This window comes from Aliikangiella marina (genome assembly GCF_007004765.1).
In the GTDB taxonomy this organism is placed as follows: domain Bacteria; phylum Pseudomonadota; class Gammaproteobacteria; order Enterobacterales; family Kangiellaceae; genus Aliikangiella; species Aliikangiella marina.
The window spans coordinates 205,525-227,756 of the sequence record NZ_VIKR01000001.1; the positions used below are offsets into that span (position 1 = coordinate 205,525).

The 22,232-nt window shown below is 41.2% G+C and carries 21 protein-coding genes; 13 read left to right on the forward strand and 8 right to left on the reverse strand.

The annotated features are described in order from the left end of the window. Positions 1–111: 111 nt before the first annotated feature. Positions 112–1,344 (reverse strand): prephenate dehydratase, encoded by a 1,233-nt coding sequence (gene pheA / locus FLL45_RS00890; RefSeq protein ID WP_142887912.1) that lies wholly within the window; start codon positions 1,342–1,344, stop codon positions 112–114. Between the two features lie 313 nt (positions 1,345–1,657). Here pheA and FLL45_RS00895 point away from each other — a divergent pair, with 313 nt between their 5' ends. From FLL45_RS00895 to FLL45_RS00915, 5 genes are all read left to right on the forward strand, one after another. Further along, the gene (locus FLL45_RS00895) at positions 1,658–2,875 is read left to right on the forward strand and encodes a tryptophan--tRNA ligase (RefSeq protein WP_142887913.1); all 1,218 of its coding nucleotides are present in this window, start codon (positions 1,658–1,660) and stop codon (positions 2,873–2,875) included. Between the two features lie 33 nt (positions 2,876–2,908). Beyond that, entirely contained in the window at positions 2,909–3,919 is a 1,011-nt protein-coding gene (locus FLL45_RS00900) for a segregation and condensation protein A (protein WP_185964278.1), read from the forward strand. 92 nt (positions 3,920–4,011) lie between these two features. Next, the gene (gene scpB, locus FLL45_RS00905; protein ID WP_246075724.1) at positions 4,012–5,082 is read left to right on the forward strand and encodes an SMC-Scp complex subunit ScpB; all 1,071 of its coding nucleotides are present in this window, start codon (positions 4,012–4,014) and stop codon (positions 5,080–5,082) included. Between the two features lie 12 nt (positions 5,083–5,094). Further along, on the forward strand, positions 5,095–5,922 hold the full coding sequence (rluB, locus tag FLL45_RS00910; protein WP_142887914.1) for a 23S rRNA pseudouridine(2605) synthase RluB: 828 nt from the start codon (positions 5,095–5,097) through the stop codon (positions 5,920–5,922). Then, positions 5,919–6,494 carry a hypothetical protein gene (locus FLL45_RS00915; RefSeq protein ID WP_142887915.1) on the forward strand — a complete coding sequence of 192 codons (576 nt, stop codon included), beginning with the start codon at positions 5,919–5,921 and terminating at the stop codon, positions 6,492–6,494. Before rluB ends, FLL45_RS00915 begins: the two co-directional genes overlap by 4 nt. 65 nt (positions 6,495–6,559) lie before the next feature. Here the strand turns inward: FLL45_RS00915 and FLL45_RS00920 are convergent, their stop codons facing one another. Continuing rightward, the gene (locus tag FLL45_RS00920; RefSeq protein ID WP_210247082.1) at positions 6,560–7,480 is read right to left on the reverse strand and encodes a 6-carboxytetrahydropterin synthase; all 921 of its coding nucleotides are present in this window, start codon (positions 7,478–7,480) and stop codon (positions 6,560–6,562) included. A 157-nt stretch (positions 7,481–7,637) separates the two neighbouring features. Between FLL45_RS00920 and FLL45_RS00925 the strand changes: the two genes are divergently transcribed. Genes FLL45_RS00925 through prmB form a run of 4 tightly spaced genes read left to right on the forward strand, consistent with a single transcriptional unit; the run spans position 7,638 to position 10,818 of the window. Beyond that, the gene (locus FLL45_RS00925; RefSeq protein ID WP_142887916.1) at positions 7,638–8,645 is read left to right on the forward strand and encodes an adenosine kinase; all 1,008 of its coding nucleotides are present in this window, start codon (positions 7,638–7,640) and stop codon (positions 8,643–8,645) included. Positions 8,646–8,669: 24 nt separating this feature from the next. Further along, positions 8,670–9,125: a phosphohistidine phosphatase SixA gene (gene sixA, locus FLL45_RS00930; RefSeq protein WP_142887917.1), complete on the forward strand. Its 456-nt coding sequence runs from the start codon at positions 8,670–8,672 to the stop codon at positions 9,123–9,125. A gap of 24 nt (positions 9,126–9,149) precedes the next feature. Next, complete coding sequence (locus FLL45_RS00935) at positions 9,150–9,899, forward strand: lysophospholipid acyltransferase family protein (protein WP_142887918.1); 750 nt, start codon at positions 9,150–9,152, stop codon at positions 9,897–9,899. 1 nt (position 9,900) lies between these two features. Continuing rightward, positions 9,901–10,818: a 50S ribosomal protein L3 N(5)-glutamine methyltransferase gene (gene prmB / locus FLL45_RS00940; protein WP_142887919.1), complete on the forward strand. Its 918-nt coding sequence runs from the start codon at positions 9,901–9,903 to the stop codon at positions 10,816–10,818. Between the two features lie 85 nt (positions 10,819–10,903). On the opposite strand, the gene FLL45_RS00945 is transcribed toward prmB, so the two are convergent. The 4 genes from FLL45_RS00945 to FLL45_RS00960 all read right to left on the reverse strand — a co-directional run bounded on the left by FLL45_RS00945 (position 10,904) and on the right by FLL45_RS00960 (position 14,282). Then, on the reverse strand, positions 10,904–12,160 hold the full coding sequence (locus FLL45_RS00945) for an acyltransferase family protein (RefSeq protein WP_142887920.1): 1,257 nt from the start codon (positions 12,158–12,160) through the stop codon (positions 10,904–10,906). 72 nt (positions 12,161–12,232) lie between these two features. After that, the gene (locus tag FLL45_RS00950) at positions 12,233–12,907 is read right to left on the reverse strand and encodes a hypothetical protein (RefSeq protein ID WP_142887921.1); all 675 of its coding nucleotides are present in this window, start codon (positions 12,905–12,907) and stop codon (positions 12,233–12,235) included. Next, positions 12,904–13,860 carry an ABC transporter ATP-binding protein gene (locus FLL45_RS00955; RefSeq protein ID WP_142887922.1) on the reverse strand — a complete coding sequence of 319 codons (957 nt, stop codon included), beginning with the start codon at positions 13,858–13,860 and terminating at the stop codon, positions 12,904–12,906. Before FLL45_RS00955 ends, FLL45_RS00950 begins: the two co-directional genes overlap by 4 nt. Positions 13,861–13,877: 17 nt before the next feature. Then, on the reverse strand, positions 13,878–14,282 hold the full coding sequence (locus FLL45_RS00960; protein WP_210247083.1) for a GntR family transcriptional regulator: 405 nt from the start codon (positions 14,280–14,282) through the stop codon (positions 13,878–13,880). A 559-nt stretch (positions 14,283–14,841) separates the two neighbouring features. On the opposite strand from FLL45_RS00960, the gene FLL45_RS00965 reads away from it, so the two are divergent. Continuing rightward, positions 14,842–16,107: a DUF2235 domain-containing protein gene (locus FLL45_RS00965; protein ID WP_142887923.1), complete on the forward strand. Its 1,266-nt coding sequence runs from the start codon at positions 14,842–14,844 to the stop codon at positions 16,105–16,107. Between the two features lie 76 nt (positions 16,108–16,183). Here the strand turns inward: FLL45_RS00965 and FLL45_RS00970 are convergent, their stop codons facing one another. Further along, complete coding sequence (locus FLL45_RS00970) at positions 16,184–17,158, reverse strand: DMT family transporter (protein ID WP_142887924.1); 975 nt, start codon at positions 17,156–17,158, stop codon at positions 16,184–16,186. Positions 17,159–17,380: 222 nt separating this feature from the next. Between FLL45_RS00970 and FLL45_RS00975 the strand changes: the two genes are divergently transcribed. Continuing rightward, positions 17,381–18,823: an aminotransferase-like domain-containing protein gene (locus tag FLL45_RS00975; protein WP_142887925.1), complete on the forward strand. Its 1,443-nt coding sequence runs from the start codon at positions 17,381–17,383 to the stop codon at positions 18,821–18,823. A gap of 160 nt (positions 18,824–18,983) precedes the next feature. After that, the gene (locus FLL45_RS00980; protein WP_142887926.1) at positions 18,984–19,847 is read left to right on the forward strand and encodes a CPBP family intramembrane glutamic endopeptidase; all 864 of its coding nucleotides are present in this window, start codon (positions 18,984–18,986) and stop codon (positions 19,845–19,847) included. Positions 19,848–19,872: 25 nt separating this feature from the next. On the opposite strand, the gene FLL45_RS00985 is transcribed toward FLL45_RS00980, so the two are convergent. Then, positions 19,873–21,342 (reverse strand): serine hydrolase, encoded by a 1,470-nt coding sequence (locus FLL45_RS00985; protein WP_210247084.1) that lies wholly within the window; start codon positions 21,340–21,342, stop codon positions 19,873–19,875. A 359-nt stretch (positions 21,343–21,701) separates the two neighbouring features. Between FLL45_RS00985 and FLL45_RS00990 the strand changes: the two genes are divergently transcribed. Further along, positions 21,702–22,145 (forward strand): zinc ribbon domain-containing protein, encoded by a 444-nt coding sequence (locus FLL45_RS00990; protein ID WP_142887927.1) that lies wholly within the window; start codon positions 21,702–21,704, stop codon positions 22,143–22,145. The last annotated feature ends 87 nt before the right edge of the window (positions 22,146–22,232 follow it).

A 22,232-nucleotide genomic window follows, 5' to 3' on the forward strand; every position in this document is an offset into this window, starting at 1 on the left:
AAATACACGAAAGACAATAGTCGAACGAATTGTCGTAATTAACAAGTAATGACTTAAGTCTAGTCCAAATTGAAGGCTTTGGCTGATTTTGTCAGGTTTAGTGGAATAACATTAATCCTGCCCTCGGTAATACTCCGTTGGTGAAACGCGGGTCGGTTTAATTTGTTCGGCCGGGTAACTACCGAGAATCTTGATGAAATTACAAATGTCTCTGATATCTTCGAGTGACTGAATAACTGTCGGATCATCGATATTTCCCTCAAAGTCGATGTAAAACATTTGCTCCCACGGCTTACCAACAATAGGTCGAGACTCAAGCTTTGTTAGTGGCAAACGGGCATCGCGAAAAACGAGCAAAACTTCAGCCAACGATCCCGGTTTTTGTCCGGTTGAAATAATGACCGAGGTTTTACAAGCAACTTGAGGTGAGACGATTTGCGGTTTTTTTGTCACCACCAAAAAGCGCGTGGCATTTTCTGCAAGGTTGGTGATGTCTCGAGTAATGACTTTTAAACCAAAAGCGTCTGCTGACTGTTCTCCGCCAATAGCTGCGATGGTGCCCGACGTGTCATCGGCTGCCAATCTTAATGCTTCCGCGGTGCTTGATGAGAGTTTGACGCTAATGCCTTGCTGTTTGCCAAGCCAGTGATGGCACTGCTTTCGAGCTTCAGGGTGAGCAATAACTTGTTTTACGGTTTCAAGAGTGGTTGTCTTCTGACCTAATAAACAGTGATTAATCGACTGACTGACTTCGCCAATGATCGATAATTCAGAATGGAGAAGTAAATCATAAACCTCGGTGATGCCACCGGAAGTTGTATTTTCGATGGGTAATACGCCAAATTCGTTTTCGCCGGATTGGACGCTATTTAATATGCCTTCAAAACTATCAAATGCCTCGTAGGTGGCTTGTTGTCCATCAAAGTATTTTTGTGCGGCGAGATAGGAGTATGCGCCTTTGCCCCCTAAGACTGCGACGGTTTTATTGCCGCCGTCGAGTAATCCCGGGTTCGAGTGATTCTGCAAAAACTGCCCTTGAAGAATAACCGAATCCTCAATGATTGTGTGGAACAAACGAGTGATGTAATGCGGTGCAAGACCCTTCGCAGCGCCCTTAGCAATTAAAATATCGAGCAGTTCTTTTTCCCGCTGCTGATCTCTGACCGGCTTGAAGTCACCCAGTTTATTGATCGCTACTGAGCGACTAAAGTCTCGCCTTTTTGCCAGTAAATCAATGAGTTGGTCATCAATTTCAGTAATTCCTTGGCGAATTTCGGCTAATGAAAGCTTCTGAATATCGCTGAATTCTTTGGTATGCGATTTTGGAGCCGGTTTTTCAGTCATAGTGAGTTTTCTGGTTTTTTCAAAGCGACATCATAGTAGCGTTGATGATATTTTATTGATTTATGTGATTTCAAACGCTCGTGAACATTCTCAGCGATTGCTGAGTTAATCGGTTGCCATTGCGAGCTAAAAGCTTTATAGCTCAACAACATAGCTACAGTCCAGTTGTGCGTCAAATGCTTAAATGTTATTTACGCCATAAGGCTCTTAGCAGCAAATTTTTAGGGGCTAATTTAGTATTAACTATTTCCCTTCAGCTTGGGTATAATGCTGCGTTCTATTTTTTATAATTTACCAGCTTGGGGACATCAATTTGAGCAGTTTAGGCCTGCAAAATCAACGCGTTCTGTCAGGGATGCGCGCTTCGGGACGATTACATTTAGGACATTATCACGGCGTACTGAAAAATTGGGCGAAGTTACAGCACGAGCATGAGTGCTTTTTCTTTGTTGCAGACTGGCATGTATTGACAACTCACTATGACAGCCCAGAAATTATCGAAAAATCAGTATGGGATATGGTCGTTGATTGGTTGGCTGCGGGCATCAATCCAGGCTCAGCAACGCTATTTGTCCAGTCGAAAGTGCCTGAGCATGCGGAACTCCATTTACTTTTATCGATGCTAACCCCGTTAAGCTGGCTCGAACGTGTACCTACTTATAAAGAACAACAAGAAAAGCTTACGGAAAAAGACTTAAGCACCTACGGATTCCTTGGGTATCCCTTGTTACAGACTGCGGATATCTTATTGTACAAGGCTGGCGGCGTTCCAGTGGGGCAAGATCAGGTCCCACATGTGGAAATGTCTCGAGAAATTGCACGACGATTTAATCACTTTTATGGAAAAGAGTCTGGTTTTGAAGAGAAAGCCGAAGCGGCAATCAAGAAATTAGGTAAAAAAGGTGCCAAGCTGTATAACAACCTTCGCCGCGACTTTGTGCAAGAAGGTAACGAGGAATCCTTAGATAAAGCCAGGGCGCTAGTTGACGGACACTCAAGTATTACCATTGGTGATAAAGAGCGCTTAATTGGTTACTTGGAGGGGGGCGGTAAGATTATTCTGCCTGAACCCCAAGCCTTGCTCACGCCGGTTTCAAAAATGCCAGGACTGGATGGGCAAAAGATGTCCAAGTCTTACAAAAACATCATTGAGATGCGAGAAGAACCGGAGTCGGTGGAGAACAAAATCAAACGAATGCAAACTGATCCGGCACGCGTTCGCTTAAGTGATCCGGGGAATCCAGATAATTGCCCTGTATGGCAGTTGCATGAAGTTTACTCACCTGAGGATGTTAAATCTTGGGTAAAAGAAGGTTGTACGACCGCGGGCATCGGCTGCTTGGAATGTAAGAAACCAGTTATCGACTGTGTTCTCAAGGAAACGGGAGAGTTCAGAGAAAGAGCCAAGGAGTTTGAAGAAAATCCAGAAGTCGTTAGAGGTATCATTGCCGAAGGTTCTGAGAAAGCGAGAGACATTGCGAAAGAGACGATGGACGATGTTAGAGAAGTTATGGGACTAGCTTATCGCTAAGTGCCCGGTTTATTATTGATTTAGAATTGATTCATGAGTGAAATAGAAACACCTGACGAAAACCAAGATGAGCGTCAACAGAACGAGACGGATCGTGTTGATCCTGAAGCGGTTGATACGCAACAAAATTCTGAGGTTTTGTCCAGTCAAGAAGCACCATCTGAAAACCAAATCAGCGAGCAAGAATCGGCTGATAATGAGTTGGCGAAAGTCATTAGCGGCGAAACCCAAATGCAAGAGGAAATGCATTTTGCGGTCGTTGAAGGTGAACCGGTAACCGATGTTCCAAAAGATTTATATATCCCACCCGATGCGTTAGAAGTTTTTCTCGAAGCGTTTGAAGGGCCGCTTGATTTACTACTTTACCTGATCAAACGACAGAACGTTGATATCCTAAATATCCCTATTGCTCATATTACTGAGCAATACATGGAATATGTGGAAATCATGAAGGCGATCAACCTTGAGCTAGCCGCGGAATATTTGGTAATGGCTGCAATGCTTGCCGAAATTAAAAGCCGGGTCTTATTACCACGGCCAAAGCTCGAAGAGGAAGAAGATGACCCACGTGCCGACTTAATTCGAAGACTTCAAGAATATGAACGATTCAAAAAAGCGGCGCAAGACATCGATACGTTGCCTCGTATGGAACGCGATACGCAACAAGTCGACATAGAGACGCCAGAGCTTCACGTTAACAAGCCTTTGCCAACGGTGGAGATGAAGGATCTGTTGCATGCGCTTAAAGATGTGCTGGTAAGGGCTGAAATGTTTACTCACCATCACATCCAAAAAGAAACTTTGTCGATTAGAGAAAAAATGGGCAATGTTTTGGCCATTTTATCGGCCGATGGTTTCACCCCCTTTGTTTCTTTATTCAACGTCGAAGAAGGACGCATGGGGATTGTTGTCACCTTTCTGGCAGTAATGGAATTGACTAAAGAATCAATGGTTGAACTTGTACAGAGCGAACCATTTGCGCCAATTCATGTTAGAGCGAGAATGAGTGATAAAGTCATTGACGAAGTTGAAGTGACCGAATAAACCAGTCTTTTATTAGGAAAGCCTGGTACTAGAAAAGCCAAGTAGCAGAAATGCCAAGTAGTAAAAAAGATTAAAGCTGAGAAGTTTAAACAATGAGTATTGAAGATAATAAATTAAAAAATATTCTGGAAGCCGCATTGATGTCGGTTGGTAAACCGATGAGCATCGAGCAACTGATGAAATTATTCGATGATGAAGAACGTCCCTCTGCAACAAGAGTGAAAGATGCACTAGAAGTGTTAGCGGAAGAATGTGAGGGTCGTGGCGTCGAACTAAAAACCATTGCGAGCGGTTATCGTTATCAAGCTCGCCAAGACTATTCCGAGTGGTTGAGCAGACTCTGGGAAGAAAAGCCTGCAAAATATTCACGCGCTTACCTTGAAACGTTAGCGTTAATAGCGTATCGACAGCCGGTAACACGTGCTGAAATTGAAGAAGTTCGTGGTGTTAGTGTTAGCAGTAATATCATAAAAACCATGTTAGAAAGAGAGTGGATTAGAGTTGTTGGTCACAGAGATGTACCCGGCAGACCAGCTTTGTATGCGACTACGAAACAGTTTCTAGATTATTTCAATATGAAAAGTTTAGAAGAGCTACCTTCGCTAGCAGAAATTAGAGATTTAGAAGACCTTAGCCCAGAACTTGATTTGCCCGAACCGGGACAACAAGATGAAGAAAGTAATCTGCCACCGGGTGAAAGTGAGGGATTAGATTCGGTTGAAGCAACTGCTGGCGATGAGGAAAATCAAGTGGATATCGAGGAAGCTATCGCGCTCCAATCGGATGAAGATACTCCGCAGTTAGCGTCCGAAGATGGAGCCGATCGTAATGAAATGCCAGAAGGCTCGCAACAAGATTCAGCAGTTGAAGCTGAGCTTGGAGATGAGGATGAAATGAATGGTGAACTTGATGGCGAACTGGTCAGTGAACTCGAAAGCGAATCGTTAGATCATGAAGAGTCACTGAACAGCGAGACGGAAGACGACCCATTCGAAGAGCCTGTCTATGAGGAAAATGAAGCGGTGACATACGATGACGACATTGATGCTTATTTGAATGAAGGGCAAGAGTCAGAAGCTGTAGACAGTCATACAAATGAAGCAGAAAAAACACCATCTTTTGAGCCAGAGACCGCTGCTGACTCTGACGAATCAACGCACTAGTAAAAGATAGCCATGGAAAACGAAAAGCTACAAAAGATAATTGCTCACGCTGGGTTGTCATCGCGCCGCGAAGCTGAAGTATGGATCAAAGCAGGCAGAGTAAGTGTTAACGGCAGTATTGCAGAGCTGGGAGATAGAGCTGGACCGAAAGACAAAATTCGAGTCGATGGCAAACTCTTGCAAGTTACTGCAAAAGAAGACTTTGTTCGCCGAATGCTTGTCTACCATAAGCCGGAAGGTGAGATCTGTTCGCGTAAAGACCCTGAAGGACGACCAACAATCTTTGATACCTTGCCTAATATCAAAAATGGTCGTTGGTTAAATGTCGGCCGTTTAGATATCAATACTAGTGGACTAATCTTTTTTACGAACGATGGTGAATTAGCAAACCGATTAATGCACCCATCCCACCAAGTTTTGCGTAAATATGCCGTAAGAGTCCGTGGCGAAGTAACGGAACAAATTTTGGCACAGTTGGTCAAAGGTGTTGAGTTAGAAGATGGCATGGCGCATTTTGAAAAAGTCGAAGATGCCGGTGGTGAAGGTACTAATCATTGGTACAACGTCATCTTAAGAGAAGGGAAAAACCGTGAAGTAAGACGTTTGTGGGAAGCGTTTGATATTCAAGTGTCTCGGCTTCACCGCATACAATACGGCAACTTTAACCTGCCGCGTTCGTTGAAAAGAGGTCGTTGGCGTGAGTTGACTCATCAAGAGTTAGGGCACTTTGAGGAAATGGTCGGGCTAAAAAAGACCGTCGCCTCAAAAGTTATTCAACAAGCGAACCGCAAACGACAAAAGAATAAGACTTTAAAAGCGAGAAAGACTTTTAGAAAATGAGAAAACTCAGTGTAGTCGTATTAAGTAGTTTATTAATTTCATGCGGAGATTTTCCGAGTTATTCATATGACCAATCAGAAGACTATTGCGTGATGGATTTTCCCTTTGCAGGTGGTTTGATTGGGCGAAAGTATGTTGGATACTTTTATATTACTTCGACACTCCAGTATTTAGACCACGACCCCGAAGTAGAAATTTTTATCGGTGGACCTTCTGGTTTAGATATGGAAGTTGGTAGTGTGCAAAAAGTTGAAATTGATGACCAAACTTTTTTTCCAAAATTTCATAAAAGTTATTTACAAGGTGAGCTTCAATATCTAGGCCCTGCATTTACTTTTACTAAGTCTCAATCAGAGAAAATTTTTCAAGCGCTTCAAGATGGCTACGACCTCTCAATTCATGGTCGTCTAGAAGTGGGCAAACAATACGAAACCGAGATCTATAATTTCTTTTTTGATAGTAACGAGGCGCCTTTTAGAAGCTGCATTAATCGCTTGCTAAACGAAGAAGACCTTGAGCAAATCGCTGAGCGTAAGCGAACAGCAAATACGACCAGCACTCCCTCGAGTTAGTGATTGTAAACGATTAAAGAATATTTAAGAGAATTACCGGCTAACGTTTACCCCGATTACGAAAGTTAACGTATTGCAATCGCGCCCTTATCTACGCCCTCATAGGCTTTCACTTTAAACTCCGCCTCTGGGACTTGTTGTTTTAAATAGTTCGCTAGGAATAGCGCAATCAGTTCAACAGTCGTGTCGGTATTCATAATAAAACACTTTTCAGCGGGCATGGTCAACTTGAAGGTGCCTTGATTTGCGTGGTATTGAAAAGTTAAATATTCCGCGCCTTTGATAGTGGGCCTTTCGATGATGTCGTCCTGGGTGGCAAGGTATATGTCTTGCCACATTTTAGCAATGTGCGACGACCATTTTGCTGAGAAGTAATCATTTTCCCATACTTCGATTTTCGAACGGTGGCCGTGGGCGATTCGTTGACAGTCACCAAAGTGCTTTTTAAGACCATGACTGTAATGATAAAAGTCGCCCTCGATTAGTTCTGCTCGAAGGTTTAAGTCAACTCTAGTGACGTTTTCGGGTAATATTTTTTTTATTTCGTGGTTAATCGAAGCAGCGATTGTTTCAGGGGTCACTTCATCAGAATCAACAAAGTAGACAGCCTGTTCTGGACTCACGTGAGTGTAATGTTCACCAGTTCTAAGCACCAACTGTAGTTCAAGTTGTTGAGGCGACTCTGTGACCTTTAATAGCGGAGTTTTTCTCGCGACGAGAAACTTGTGGTCGACAAGCGAATCAACACAAGACTTAATCCGCTTCTTTACAAAAGAAAAATCAAACAACATTCCTTCTTCATTGAGCTCGCCATGAAGAATAACATCCAAAATAAGACTCTCTCCGACAATCCCACGATGTGGATGGAAATAAGAGAAATCAATAACGGTAAGGTTGTCTACAAATAAGGCCTGCATACTCGGTCGGGCGGAACAATGAATTTGAGGGAATTCTAGCATATTCAACCGATAAACTGAGCTTTTCATATCTTCAATTCCTGATTAATCTAACGGGATGTTGTACCTGTCGTCGATTTTTAGGGTAAAATGCGGCCTAAATTTGGCTGGACGGCTAATCTTAGTCGTTTCTATTAATGGTTTGAGCCGCTTTAATGCTTAAGGCGCGATTTCAAAAGGAAACTCAATGAATAAAACATATCAGGTTTACGGTATTGGCAACGCTCTGGTGGATTTTGAAATCGAAACAACTGCAGAAGAGTTGACGAGTCTAGATGTTGAGAAAGGCGTTATGACGCTTATTGAGGAGTCGCGCCAAATTGAGTTGTCAAAAGCTTTTCATGGTAAACATCACTCAAGAGCCTGTGGCGGATCGGCAGCCAATACAATCATAGGCGCTCAGTCATTAGGCTCTCAATGTTTTTATTCTTGTAAAGTCGCTAACGACGAAACCGGTATTTTCTATCGCGATGACCTTTTGGCCCACGGTGTACACAGTAACTTGTCATCCAGAGAGTTGGAAGAGGGCGTTACCGGTAAGTGTTTGGTGATGATCAGTGAGGATGCCGATCGGACAATGAATACGTTTTTAGGAATAACCGGAGACATTGATTATCATCAAATTGATGAGGGTGCACTAAAAGATTCCCAATATTTGTACGTCGAAGGCTATTTGTCGAGTGCTCCGATGGCACTTGCTGCTGCAGTAAAGGCGAAAAAATTTGCCGAAGATAATGGCGTTAAGACGGCTTTTTCATTATCGGATCCCAACATGGTTAAGTTTTGTCGCGATGGACTTGAAGCGATTATCGGTAATGGCGTTGATTTATTGTTTTGTAACTTTGATGAAGCCACCATGTATGCGCAAGAATCTGATTTGGCTGCTGCAGCAACAAAGCTCAGCAAAGTTGCGAAAACGTTGATTGTCACACTTGGGGCTGATGGCGCATTAATCAAGCAAGGCGATCAGGAAATTAAAATTTCGGGCAATCCGGTGGATGCGATCGATACCAATGGTGCTGGTGATCTATTTGCGGGTAGTTTTTTGCATGGAATCAACTCAGGATTGAGCGTTGAAAAAGCTGGGGAGTTGGCTAGTTTTGCTTCGGCGCAACTAGTCACCCAATTCGGTCCGCGGCTTAGCGAAGAAAAACTTGAAACCGTGAAGCGTTTTGCGCAAGAGCTCGGTGCCTAGCGAAAAAAATTCGAGGATATTGAATTGCGAACACTCTGGATAATGCGACATGGCTTGGCAGAAAGTCAGTTTGAGACTGACTTTAACCGGGCATTGTCTCCAGTTGGAGAGCAACAAGCGGCATCTGTGGCCAGGCAAATTCTCAATGATAGCGCTCCTCTTCCACAACGAATGTTAGTCAGTCCATTTAGGCGCACTCAAGAAACGGCTCAAATTGTCCACCCTATTTTAGCGATTGATAATCCTTTTGAAACCGAAGACTTGCTAGTTCATTATGGTGATCACAGAATTCTTGGCGATTTTTTATTAGCGCTTCCTGATGAGCGAATAATGATTGTCAGTCATATGCCTATAGTGGCTAGTCTCTGTCAATACTTATCACCTGGGTGCAATATTGTTGGTTTTCAAACCGCGCAGGTGGCTAAGCTTAATTTTGAAAATGGTATCGGCCATTTAGAAACGGTATTTCTAGCACAATAAAAAATAAAAGCTTTAGGTTTTTTTATGAGCGGAAGACGAATTAGTAAATTACATTTCTATTGGATCTTAGTGATGACTGGGGTCTATACTTTTTATCACTGCATCATCGTTATTGCAGGGTCTTTCTTAGCCAGTAAAAAACGAGCACTCGTGGATAAGCAGCTGTTTAATTGGTCGAAGCATTTATTAGGGTTGGTGAAAGTTCGCGTCAATGTTATTGGGTTGGAAAATATGCCTCAAAAAGGCGATAGACCGATAATCGTGATGTGCAATCATAGTAGCTTGTACGATATTCCGATAAGCGCGGTAGCGCTTAACACGAGTTTACGGATGTTAGCTAAAAAAGAACTCTACAGAATTCCTGTTTTCTCAGCAGCACTTCGACGTGGAGAGTTTCTGTCGATCGATAGACAAAACCGAGAACAATCTGTCAAAGACTTGCAAATTGCTAAAGAAAAGATGCTTGATGGAATCATTCTTTGGGTTGCCCCAGAAGGGACACGGTCAAGAGATGGAAAAGTTGCTCCTTTTAAACGTGGTGCGTTTCATGTTGCACTCGATACGGGAGCATTGATAGTGCCGCTAGCAATCAAAGATATTCATAAAGTTCAGAGTGGAAAAGATCTGACACTATACATCGACCAGGATATTGAAGTTGAAGTGTGTAAACCTGTTGATGCTACTCAATACTCAGCGGATGAACGTCGGAAATTAGTGGATACAGTTAGGAACAAGATTATTGAAGCTTTAGAACATGAAAAAGAGGCAGCTTAGTATGTCATTCACTTTGTCCAATGAGTCAGTAAATAACGCTGTTGATGATCTCAAAACCATTCAAGATTTTATTCGTTGGTCATATAGTTGTTTTTGCCAGTCAGAAATTTATTATGGACACGGCACTGATAACCCCTGGGATGAAGCAGTCAATTTAGTCTTACAGACATTTGATTTGCCGGGAGATACGCCCGATGCAATTTTATTATCACGTCTAACTCGTGAAGAAAAGCGTGTAATTGCCGAGCGAGTCGCAAAACGTATTAATGATAAAGTGCCTGTCGCATACCTCACTAACCGTGCTGTATTTTGCGGTAGTGAATATTATGTTGATGAGCGTGTTTTAGTTCCTCGCTCACCAATCGGAGAGTTAATCGAAAACCAATTTCAGCCATGGATTGATGCGGATAGCGTCGACAATATTTTAGATCTTTGTACTGGAAGTGGTTGTATCGCCATTGCTTGTGCTCAGCATTTTCCACATGCAATGGTCGTTGCAGGCGACATCTCTGCGGACTGTATTGACGTTGCCAACATTAACCGTCAGAGACTCGCTCAAGACAATGTCGAGTTTTATGAATCCGACTTATTTGAAAACATTCCTCAAATACAATATAACATTATTGTTTCTAATCCACCCTATGTAGATCAAGAAGACTTCGATGAAATTCCAGAAGAGTACTTAGCAGAGCCTAAACTCGGTTTAGTCTCGGGAGTTGACGGTTTAGATTTGACCCGCCAATTACTTGAGCAAGCAAATGACTATTTAGCCGAAAATGGTATATTGATTATTGAAGTCGGTAACAGCGCAATGGCTTTAGAAGCGGCTTTTCCTCATACTGAATTTTTGTGGCTCGAGTTTGAGAGAGGTGGTCATGGTGTATTCTTGCTTACCAAAGAACAGCTCAAATCGCTCTAACGGCTAATTTTATCGACTAGTTAAACAAACACCGAGAGATTTCAATTCGCGGTGTTTATTTAGAACCTATCTAAAATTAGTTTGTTTATTTTTTGCCATTAAGCATCCAACCAATAGGCGTCCATTTTACCAAGACGAAGTAGCTCACTAGACCAATCATGAGAGTTCCCAAGCTACTTATCAAAAACTCTACCCATATATTCCAATTAGTTTCCAAAAGTAAAAACTGAATATAAAACAATACCGGTAAGTGAACTATATAGATCCAGTAAGACGAGTCTGATATTAACCGCATAGTTTTACTTTTATCATTGAGCAACTTTCGGCCGACCACTAAACAAAAGAGAGTCATGTAAACAGCCACAAGCGCCTCAAGAAACGCAATAACAAAATGGTTTAATGAAAAGCCCTGATCCACTTTTGGTAGCATATCCATGATGGTTAAGGACTCTGGAAAGGCGAGATACACGAATCGATAAGCTAAAAGGCTTCCGCCGAAAAGCAACCAAATGTAACGATTGAGAGCGTCAATGACTGACTGGTTTTTGAATATTGAAACGCCGACTAAGAAAAATAACCCATAAAATCCAAAGGACCAAATTTCTGGATAAATCCGCTCTGGTGCAGGGTGAGGCAGCGCCTGAGAATACAACGATGGTGTGATTATTAGTGGTAGAACTATCAAAAGAAACGGAATAGATGTTGTCAAATGATATAGCTTGGCGCGGATTACAGTAAATCTCTGAAGCAGTGCGAGTACAATTGTAAATTGAAGCAAATTAAATAAAAACCAAAGGTGCGTAGTGCTGAATGGCGGCTGCGGAATATCCGGATTACTTTGTGTCGCAGCTATCATTTGTAGCATCGGAGATAGTGGCTGAATTTCAGCTAAGGCGAAACCTACCAAAGCGATAAAACTTATAATAACCAGGGGAAGAAAAACAATAAATGGTAGACCAATTCTTAAAAATCGATTTTTTAAGAAGCCACCGATACCCCGTTTATCGATTAGCATCATGGCAAAAAAGCCAGAGATTAAAAAGAAAAGTGGCATACGAAATAAATGGCTAAACCATGCTACGGCATCAAGGGACATTGAATTTTGTGGGTCGGCCGATAGCCACAAGTTTTGCATCAGCGGACTATAAGCCAGCGCGGCATGAAAAAAGACTCCAGCTACCATTGCTATTGCTCGTAAGTTATCCATATAGTGATAACGAACAACTCCGACACTATCAATGTTGTTGTCTTTGCTAGAGACATGCTCTATTACTTTCTGAGGATTTTTGTTTTCATTTTTATTAGGACGAGCGAAACTCTCGCCAATATTGGCGTTTGACATAATGTCCTCCGGCTAGTCTAGACTAGGTTAAAAAATTTAGGTGGAATAAGATTTAAATGTAAAAGGTGACCGTTAGAGAAATTCGGTTTTCCTAGACTGGAAGTAGAAGACCAGTCCTATCATCGTCGCAATAATGCCTATTTCGATGGCGATAAATGCGAAAGCAGTCGAATTCCATACTGCAACTTCACCCTCGATGTATTTTGCGATTGATTCAAAGCTACCAAGGAAGTACCAGAATAATGACACGCAAACATTTGTTAATGTCATCACCACAATTGTCCACGCTTCGGATTCTGTAACGATCGCCACCGAAAGCACTAATACGTATGCAACGATTAACTCTATCAATGCGATTGTTGCATAAGGAACTAAACCATTTGGCAACGTATCGACAGAGAAGATAATTCCCATCATTCCTGCAACAAGAACGAACCAAATCGTCATAAAAGCCCCCAGATTGACTAGTAGCTTTGCCATCGTAAAATCCATGAACGAGATAGGTAAGCTCATAACAAAAGGCAACGTTTGCTCTTTTCTTTCTATCACGACAGTCACAAATACTAAATGGGCGCCAACAACAATAACGCTTGAAATCAGTAGCACCATACTGACATAAAATAATCCCTGTTGATTAAAGGGTAACATTGCCAGCGCGATAAATCCGACCAACGTATAGAGCATCAACGGAATTCGGTTAAAATGCCAATCCTTGGCAATCAAGTGTTTTATCATAATCCAGTTCATGCGGCAGCTCCCTTATTCATATTATCACCTGTAGTCGCGGCATCTAATGAGCTATTGAAAGCTCGACTTGATTGAACTTCAGAAACAAATATTTCTTCTAAGGTCATATTTTCTATCGAGTGAATATGCGCTCCACAATTTCGATAAGTTTCAGCCATATTTTCCGAAAAAGATTTAGCGGTAATAATGGCTTGAGTTCCACTTCTCCTCTGTTCTACCATGCCTGTTAATGAAGGCAACTGTTTGTCACTTGATATCTCTAGTCGAATTCTGCGCCACTTTTCTAAGTAAGACTCTTTATTTTCCGAGCTGATAATTCGTCCTTTATCAATAAAAGTAATTTCGTCAGAAAGCTGCTCGACATCCTGAGTATTATGTGAAGAAAACAGAATACTTCTTTCCTCGTCTAATAAAACATCCATTAATTCATTAATTACTTCATGACGAGCAACAGGGTCTAATCCTGTCGTAGGCTCATCGAGTAGCAATAGCTTTGGTTTTCGGGCCAACATGAGTAATAAACCTGCTTTAACTCTCTGACCGTGCGATAGTCCTTTAACTTTCTGATGGCGAGTTAAATCAAAACGTTTGACTAATTGTTTGGCATAGTTTGTGTCCCAGGTTGGATAAATGGATTTGATGTAATCCATATGCCATTGAATAGTTTCATTCTTGTAAAGTCGCATATCTTCAGAGGCGAAACCTATATCCCATTTGGCGGCAATTTGATGGGTTGGCATTTGGTTACCAAGCACGTTCACAATACCGCTATCTTGCTGAACTAAACCCATCAGAATACGGATAGTTGTTGATTTGCCTGCGCCGTTAGGGCCAATAAATCCCATTATGCTACCTTTAGGTAATTCTAGGCTGATATTCTGCAAATCGAAATGCGGATAATGCTTACATACATTTCGCATCTGAATTGCCATAGAATTGTCGTAATCTTTCATCGGTGTTTTCCTATGAACTAAGACTGATTCGTCGTTTTTGGTTTTGAGCTTTGACGGTAAAGTTGTTCGATTCTTAATTTAATTTCTTTTTCACTGAGCCCTAATGACTCTGCGATTTTAATTGCTTCTACTAAGTGCTGATTCATATCTTTCTCTCGTAACTGTTCATCTAGTTGGCTATCGATAGAAACAAAAGAGCCTTTGCCGTGTTGGGTAGTAATTACGCCTTCGCTTTCTAGTTCCTGATAGGCACGCTTAACCGTAATAACGCTGACTCTCAATGACACCGCAAACTCTCTGATCGAAGGCAGCTTGTGTCCAGCTGGCCAATCGCCGATTGATATGCGGCGTTTTATTTGCTCGATGATCTGCAAATACATTGGGCGACCATCGGCTTGCGACAAAATAAATTCGCTATCCATTAATATCTTCAAATAAATAAACTAACTGTGTATATTGTGTATATACAGTATACACACATATACACAGTGATCAAGGTGGGTATACAAAAAATGTTCAAAAAGCGAGCAGGTAAGCAGAGAGCTGAACATGAATAAGTCCTTGTTGCTTTATAAATCAATAAGTTAGCTTTTTCTTTACATTGCCTTTTCATAGGTTTTACAGGAGTTGGCGAGCCACTTCAGTCAACCATCGCTTAAATTAAGATTGAGTTGTATCCATGCTGAGGTTTAAACAGGCGAAGATTTGTCCAATCGGATTTCGAGAGCTATTTGATTTAGAGTGGCTTTTATAACTTCTGTTAATTAGCTTGCTGCTGATTAATCCTTCTATTTATCAATGAATCTCATTTCTGAATAAAATTCTGAATTTATGATTTAGCATTAGCCAACGAATAGCAAATCAATCTATATTACTAGAGTCGTTTCCTGTATTTCTTTTAATGTGACATGAAAGATATCTTGTCGCACTTAGGATGGAATCTAATTTAACGCAGTCGCAATGACTTGATGGAGAAATGTGATGGAAAGTCGAAATAAGCGTTTAATCATATGCTGTGATGGTACTTGGAATACTCCCGAAAAGATAACTAATGTTATTAAAACCGTTCGAGCGATCAAACCGATTGCTGATGATGGAACACCGCAAGTTGTGTTTTATGATCAAGGTGTTGGCACTTATAATTTGTTTGACAAGTTTATTGGCGGAGCATTTGGTAAAGGGGTTGAACAGAATGTCTTGGATGCCTATCGTTTTATCGCGCATAATTATCAAGCGGGTGATGAAATCTTTTGCTTTGGGTTTAGCAGAGGCGCATATACCGCTCGGGCGCTCGGTGGCATGTTTCAAACAATTGGTTTGCTACCGAAGAACAGGCTTGATGAATTAAGGGTTGCTTACAAATATTATCGCACGCCGCCTCACAAACGCGATGCTCAAGTTTATAGTGAGTTTGTAAGACCGAGCATCCAAATGATGGGAGTTTGGGATACTGTCGGCGCATTGGGCGCACCAACGCCGTTTCTCGGCAAGCTAACTAAACCACTTGTCGGCTTCTTTAATACTCACCTAAGTCCAGATATCAAAAATGCCTTTCAAGCTTTGGCGATCGATGAAAAACGCGCGCCCTTTGTACCGGCACTGTGGACGGGTAAAACTTTGCCTGAACAGACCGTTGAACAGGTTTGGTTTTCAGGCGTGCATAGTGATGTTGGCGGCGGCTACAAAAATAGTGGGTTAGCCGATATTGCTTTGATGTGGATGCTGCATAAAGCAAATTGTCTCGGTTTGGATTTTGATCAAGCGTACCTTTCTAACCCTGACAATGTGAATGCCAACGTACATGATGAACTTCATGACTCATATAATTTATTTTATCGAGTAATGGAAAAAGTTACCGGTATGATTGGTGTCAGAAATTTAAAAGGCGATCCATCAGAGGAACCGATTAATGTCGCTATTCATGATTCCGTCATTGAAAGGTTAACCAACATTGAAGATTATCGGCCTGAAAACTTTGATGAAACTTTGCCGATTTCTCGTACCGATGATCGTAGACATTTTGCACGCTTTAGCACGCGACACTTGACTGGTAGTGTGCAGACTGAAAACCAAGTTGCATCTTGCCGAATTTTGGATTACTCGCCACTTGGTGGTGTCAGAGTTGAATGTGAAGAAGACCTAGAATTAGCCGACTCAATTGTTATCAGCTCATCAAAATTTGCCAAAACTGTCGCTAATTGTGCATGGAAAAGGGGCAACACGTATGGATTGAGGTTTGCTGTTTAGTCGCGTATAGAAAAAAGCCCAACCCGTGACGAGATTCTTACGTTGGGTTGGGCAAAGGGTGCACTTTAAGTGCAGGCTAACTCGGTTCAAACTGCTTAGAAGGAATGCAAGTCGATTCGGATGGGTTCTTAGCTGATTTTTTGGGAAGACATTTACACTTTTCCCAAAGCAAAGTAAGTTTATGGAGCGGTGTTAGCACCAGCAGGTTGCCGCTTGCAACAAACAAAAATCCACCAATAGTAAAAATATTCCACTCAAAACCTTCGTATAAACTACTCAAAATTACGGCGACGACAGGAAATAATACAATGCTATAACTGGCTCTCTCCGGACCAATGTTTTTTAACAGCATAAAGTAACTGTAAAAAGCGATAACCGTACCAAAAATAGATAGGTAGCCGAGAGAAATTAAATAACTGGGTTCATAACTGATTGTGAAGGTGGCGCCATTTAGCATTGCTGCAATCGTTAGAAAAATCGTCCCGTACAACATTCCCCATCCGCTCGTCTGAAAAACCGGAAGATCATTATTCGAGTTTCTTACACTTACCATATTGCCGAGCGAAGCAATGAGGGTGCCACTTAAGACAAGTATCGCACCAGTTAGCACGCCCGAGTTACTTTCAAATTGGCTGACTTCTGGCCAGAATAAAACAACAATTCCAAAAATACCTAGCGCTGCGCCAAAGTAGGTTTTAGTCTCAATCTTTTTTCCAAAAAATATCCGTGTGTTAACAATGTTAATCAATAGCAGCATTGAGAAACCAATGGATGTCATTGCCGAGGTAAAATAGGCTTGGGCATGATAAAGCGTGACGTAATTCATACTAAAATTTAATAAACCGAGTAGTGCCATAAAGAAATGCTGCTTAACATTAAACTTCAAATTTAGGCCACTCAGTTTACTGATAACCAAGATAATCGCTGCAGCTAAAGCGAAGCGATAGACCAGAGATACTTCGACGGGTACTTCGCCGAGTTGAAATTCAATGGCAAACCAGGTAGAGCCCCAAATTAATACTGTGGTTGCATATAAAAAGATATTTTGCATGGGTGCTCTCCCAATATTTAACCGAATTAGGCCGGTAAAAATATTCATTGTGTTAAAGAGGTTTTAAATATACGTGTAATGTGTATACTAAACATATACAGAAAAGATGAAATGCGACCTATACAGATATTCTAGGATTGAGCCCGGTAGACGCAACTCTTGAATATTCTGGGGTTACCTGATTGTCGTTAATGTATTGGAAATATAAGAGAACTTTTAGTTATGTCGACAGTTATTTCAAAAAGTGGAGAGCAGTTTCTCTATCAACAGGTCATTGAGTTAATTGGAGCCATGCAAGAGAGCGGTACGCTCAATCCAGGAGATAAATTACCTTCCTTAAGAAAATTAAGTGCTCAGCTGAGTGTCAGTATTCCAACCGTAAAGCAGGCTTACATTGAGTTAGAACGTCTAGGGAAAGTAGAAGCGAGACCCAAATCCGGCTATTTTCTTAGAGCGGCGAGCTTTGAAATATCGAGTCCGAAACGACCTAGATTTGTGCGCCGGCCGGTTCCAGTTCGTTGTCAAACATTAATTGAAGAAGCGTATGAAGCGGTTCACGCGCCGAATACAATACCGCTAGGCGTTTCCCACCCCGTCATGGCGAGTCCACCCGATAAGACCTTAGCGAGAATCATGCGACGAGTGCTTGCCAATGCCGGCCCTAAAGTAATGGCTTATGGACCAATGGATGGGTACTTGCCACTAAAACGGCAGATTGCTCAACGTTATTTAGAGCGCGGAGTAGAGGCGCGTCATGAGGATATCATTGTTACCAATGGGGCTCAGGAAGCATTAGCAATTGCATTGCAAAGTGTTGCCAAGGCAGGTGATATTGTCGCGGTAGAATCACCTACCTATTTTGGTATTTTGGAGCTTATTGAAAATCTCGGCATGATGGCGTTGGAGATCCCTACCTGCGCTGACGGAATCTGTCTAGATGATTTACAAGAATCGTTAGATGAGCACCGAGTCACTTGCTGTGTGTTTTCTTCCTTGATCAATAATCCAACTGGCTCATGTATGAGTGATGAAAAACGTCAATCAATTGTCGAAATTCTAGAAGCAAAAAATATTCCGTTGATTGAAGATGATGTTTATGGCGAGCTCCATTTTGATGATGAAGACGTTTTACCTATGCAGGCGTATTCAAAAAAAGGTTTAGTAATAACTTGTAGTTCTTTTTCAAAAACTGCCGCACCGAGTTATCGGGTCGGATGGATTTTATCTAATCGGTTTGAACAAAAAGCGAAAGGCTTGAAACGTGCTTTATCTTGCTCCTCATCTTTACTCAACCAGTGGGTGATTAATGAGTACTTGCGCAGCGGTGACTATGATAGAAATATAAAGCGGTTACGCCAAGTTTTACGAACTAACAAAGAGCGCATGCGAGCTTTGATTGCGGAGTCGTTTCCAGAGAAAACCTGTATTTCTGATCCACAAGGTGGGGGAGTCGTCTGGGTTGAGCTGCCTGTGGGCTGTGATTCAACCGACTTATTTCATCTGTCCGTCGAATCTGGGATTAGTATTACGCCGGGCGTTTTATTTTCAGCTTCTGGAAAATACAAACGCTGTGCCAGAATTAGTTATGGACTACCTTGGGATGAAACAGTGGAGGACGCAGTTAAAAGAGTGGGCAAGTTAGCTCATCAATTGCTTAATGATTAATCGCGCACTCGCTGCTTGTTTAACAAGGGAATGTCAACTAAGTATCTAATAAATGATATGAACAACTTGGGACAGCAATAGTTAGAATAAAACAACTATTGATGCGTTAGCGTATTCAATTTAACAATTATAAACCTCTCTAAAGCGGGAATTTTTAACTATGCAGGCTAGCACCGATCGGGTAAAACAAATCATCGTATTTTTAGTGGTTACTTCGATATTGAGCGGAGTTGCTTTGTATTTCATGAAGCAATCAAACAGTATTGAGTACATTATTTTATATATGTTGTGTCCTGGGCTTGGGGCGATTACGACTAAGCTATTGTTCAAGGATTCGCTTAAAACATTTGCTTTCGGGTTCAACAAACTAAAATACTTGGCTGTTGGTTATCTATTACCGCTGGCTTATATTCTGCCTATTTACTTTTCCGTTTGGATATTTTTTGATAATTTTCCTAATAGTGAATACTTAAGTCAACTTACCTCAGCTGTGCCGGGGTTAACTGAAGGCTCTGCCATTTTACTGATCGTTGGTACGAGTGCGACAATTGGAGTATTGGGAACAGCTGTAACCGGTGCGCTCGGAGAAGAGCTTGGTTGGAGAGGGTTTCTGGTTCCTAAATTATTAGCGTTTAACTCTTTTCACAAGACTTCTTTGCTAGTGGGCGTTATTTGGGCATTCTGGCACCTACCTATCATTCTCTACACACCTTATTTTACAGGTGACAATATATATTTTGGGATAGCCTGTCATTCAATTTTAGTTATTTCACTCAGCTATTTACTGACTTGGCTTTACCTTAAATCTCAGAGTATTTGGCCTGTTTGTTTATTTCATGCTAGTCACAATGTTTTTATGCAACAGGTATTATCACCGTTAACCACTAATACCACAGATTCTTCTTTTATCACCGGGGATTTCGGGATTGGTATTGCTTTGTTAAGTTGTCTCGTGACTTTTTTGGTCATTAAGTTGTCGGGTGGTGCTAAGGCTGAAAAAACTTTTCCGATTACCCAGTCTTAAGTTTTCAATAAAGCCAATCGAGTTGTCAGCGGGGGCGATAAATAGAATGGTCATATTTAGAATGACCGTAATTGTCGCTTACATAATCACTATTGAAATTGGGGTTTATCGCAAGCGCTTTTTCAAATATGGTTTTGGCCATGGCAGTTTCGCCTTTAGACAAATGAGCAAAGGCAAGACTATCATAAGCCTGCGGTGCCTCTGGAAAGGTAGCGACTAAGTAATTAAAAATATCAAACGCTTCATTCCATGACTCAGTATCCATTAATTGCATGCCCAGCTCATTAATAGTACGACCGATAAACTGAGTATAGCCGTCTTGTTCATAGTGCTGTTTAAAGTTTTTATAAAAACGATTTTTGCCTTGTTCTTTGTAAATTCGGTAGGCATAGTTAATTGCTCGTTCACGAGCAGACTGATAGCTACCCGTTTTTATAAACGAATGAACTCGCCCAGATATCAACTCGGCGACTAAATGATCAGTATTAGCGAGTACCACAATTTCAATACCTTCTACCAAATTGATTTCTACTGCAGAACTTACGCCTAAGCCTCCTCCATAAGCGCCCCAATGCTCACCATCCATATTGAACGCTGCTCTGATTGTCGGATGTGACCGGTCGAGCAATTTGTCGCCATAAAAGAGCTCTCGGTAAAACGTTAATACATCAGCGGGTGTTGACTCGATACCACCATCAGGGCTGGGATGTTCTGTCACGCCAACTTCCTTGAGTGAGCCATCATAAAGGTAGGTGTAGCGGATGGATTGGTTACCATCCAGCGCATTTACTTTGAAACTCGTGTTATTTAACGCTAATGGTTTAAATATTTTTGAGACCAGAAGCTGTTCGAACGCGCTCCCAGTCACCTTTTCCAAAATCGCGCCGAGGACAATATAGCCATAATTTGAATACTTGCTGTCGCTACCAGGTTCAAATAATAAGGGTGTGTTTTTATGTAATTCTAATTTTTTATTTAGCGTATCAAAGCCTAATTGATTTTCTCGATATCCAGCAGTGAATATATCGGGAAAACCAGAAGTATGATTAAGTAAGTGTTTAATCGTGATTTTTGTCGCAATGTCTTCCTTAAAGCCTAATTTGAATTTATCTAAAGTATCGTTTAAAGACAGGGCGTTATGCTGAATCTGTTGAAGCACGAGGACACGAGTAAAATTCTTCATAATCGAGCCTAAATTAAACTTTGTAACTCGAGTATTTTTATTTTGGGTTTTTAAATTTGAAAACCCATATGATTTCTCTAAAATAATACCGCCATCTTTGGCTACCAGCACGCTTCCGGAGAACCAGCCCATTTTGAAGTATGATTCTGCAATATCTTGGGTCGCTTGAGCAATAATATTTAATTGTTGCGGATTAACTTGCTTTATCGCCGGAACGGGCTGTTTATGTGTATTATCACTAGACTGTCCTATTGCTGCAGTCGTTAAAAGTGAACAAGTCAGTAATCCAACACTCATCAAGATTAATCTCATTTAAATTTCCTTTAAAACTGAGTTACTATTTTTGCTATTGATTATTATCCATACAACACATTGATACATGGCAGTTCGTACATTTTAACTCGCTGTTGGTACAATTAACTAATTAAAAATTCAAGATAAAACTAACGAGTTGAAGATTATTAAGGGGCCTTAAAGACCAAGTGAAAAGATGATCCGGTGAAAATATTACCAGGTGAGAATGTAACCAGGTTAGAATGTAACCAGAGGAAAATATGGACAAGCACTTAACCGGCCGATATAGTCAGATTAAGCGTTTGTTCAGAAGCCTATTCTTATAAAAACTTAAAGTTAACGACTACAAAGTCGACTAACAATAAAAAAGGAAAGCTATGTCACGTCAAGTATCTAATGCTCGAAAAATAATTTATTACACTGGTATGCTGTTAATTTTTATTGGAATAATATTATTTTTGTCAAAATTTGTTTTTATTTTCTCGAATCTATCAGGTGAAACTTTTAAGGAGTCTGATCTAAATTCAAGTTTTATCCGAGCCGTGATTGGGATTTTGTTAATTTTTATCGGCTCGGCTCTCAGAACAATGGGTAAAGGTGGACTAGCGGGATCGGGCTTCGAATTGAATCCAGAAAAAGAACGAGCAGATTTAGAGCCATTCAGTCGAATGAAAGGCGGCATGTTAAAAGATGCTTTAGAAGAAGCCAATATCGACCTAGGTAATAACCGTAACCGAGTAATAATGATAAGATGTACCGCCTGTAAAAAGTTAAATGAGGAAGATTCAAAGTTTTGCCAAGAATGTGGCAAAGCGATTTGACAAGTCTTAAGCGGTAGAGAGAAATCGTTCTAGAAATTCAATGACTGGCGATTTCCCGATATGAAGGCTGATGGACAATGATTGGAG

What these genes read in the sequence shown, in the direction of transcription:
- FLL45_RS00915 (WP_142887915.1), top strand. Translation starts at nt 5,919, where the DNA reads ATGAGAAAACTCAGTGTAGTCGTATTAAGTAGTTTATTAATTTCATGC.
- FLL45_RS00950 (WP_142887921.1), bottom strand. Translation starts at nt 12,907, where the DNA reads ATGAACTGGATTATGATAAAACACTTGATTGCCAAGGATTGGCATTTT.
- FLL45_RS00980 (WP_142887926.1), top strand. Translation starts at nt 18,984, where the DNA reads ATGCAGGCTAGCACCGATCGGGTAAAACAAATCATCGTATTTTTAGTG.
- FLL45_RS00990 (WP_142887927.1), top strand. Translation starts at nt 21,702, where the DNA reads ATGTCACGTCAAGTATCTAATGCTCGAAAAATAATTTATTACACTGGT.
- scpB (WP_246075724.1), top strand. Translation starts at nt 4,012, where the DNA reads ATGAGTATTGAAGATAATAAATTAAAAAATATTCTGGAAGCCGCATTG.
- FLL45_RS00970 (WP_142887924.1), bottom strand. Translation starts at nt 17,158, where the DNA reads ATGCAAAATATCTTTTTATATGCAACCACAGTATTAATTTGGGGCTCT.
- FLL45_RS00960 (WP_210247083.1), bottom strand. Translation starts at nt 14,282, where the DNA reads ATGGATAGCGAATTTATTTTGTCGCAAGCCGATGGTCGCCCAATGTAT.
- prmB (WP_142887919.1), top strand. Translation starts at nt 9,901, where the DNA reads ATGTCATTCACTTTGTCCAATGAGTCAGTAAATAACGCTGTTGATGAT.
- FLL45_RS00925 (WP_142887916.1), top strand. Translation starts at nt 7,638, where the DNA reads ATGAATAAAACATATCAGGTTTACGGTATTGGCAACGCTCTGGTGGAT.
- FLL45_RS00935 (WP_142887918.1), top strand. Translation starts at nt 9,150, where the DNA reads ATGAGCGGAAGACGAATTAGTAAATTACATTTCTATTGGATCTTAGTG.
- pheA (WP_142887912.1), bottom strand. Translation starts at nt 1,344, where the DNA reads ATGACTGAAAAACCGGCTCCAAAATCGCATACCAAAGAATTCAGCGAT.
- FLL45_RS00985 (WP_210247084.1), bottom strand. Translation starts at nt 21,342, where the DNA reads ATGAGATTAATCTTGATGAGTGTTGGATTACTGACTTGTTCACTTTTA.
- FLL45_RS00900 (WP_185964278.1), top strand. Translation starts at nt 2,909, where the DNA reads ATGAGTGAAATAGAAACACCTGACGAAAACCAAGATGAGCGTCAACAG.
- FLL45_RS00975 (WP_142887925.1), top strand. Translation starts at nt 17,381, where the DNA reads ATGTCGACAGTTATTTCAAAAAGTGGAGAGCAGTTTCTCTATCAACAG.
- rluB (WP_142887914.1), top strand. Translation starts at nt 5,095, where the DNA reads ATGGAAAACGAAAAGCTACAAAAGATAATTGCTCACGCTGGGTTGTCA.
- FLL45_RS00945 (WP_142887920.1), bottom strand. Translation starts at nt 12,160, where the DNA reads ATGTCAAACGCCAATATTGGCGAGAGTTTCGCTCGTCCTAATAAAAAT.
- FLL45_RS00920 (WP_210247082.1), bottom strand. Translation starts at nt 7,480, where the DNA reads ATGAAAAGCTCAGTTTATCGGTTGAATATGCTAGAATTCCCTCAAATT.
- FLL45_RS00955 (WP_142887922.1), bottom strand. Translation starts at nt 13,860, where the DNA reads ATGAAAGATTACGACAATTCTATGGCAATTCAGATGCGAAATGTATGT.
- FLL45_RS00965 (WP_142887923.1), top strand. Translation starts at nt 14,842, where the DNA reads ATGGAAAGTCGAAATAAGCGTTTAATCATATGCTGTGATGGTACTTGG.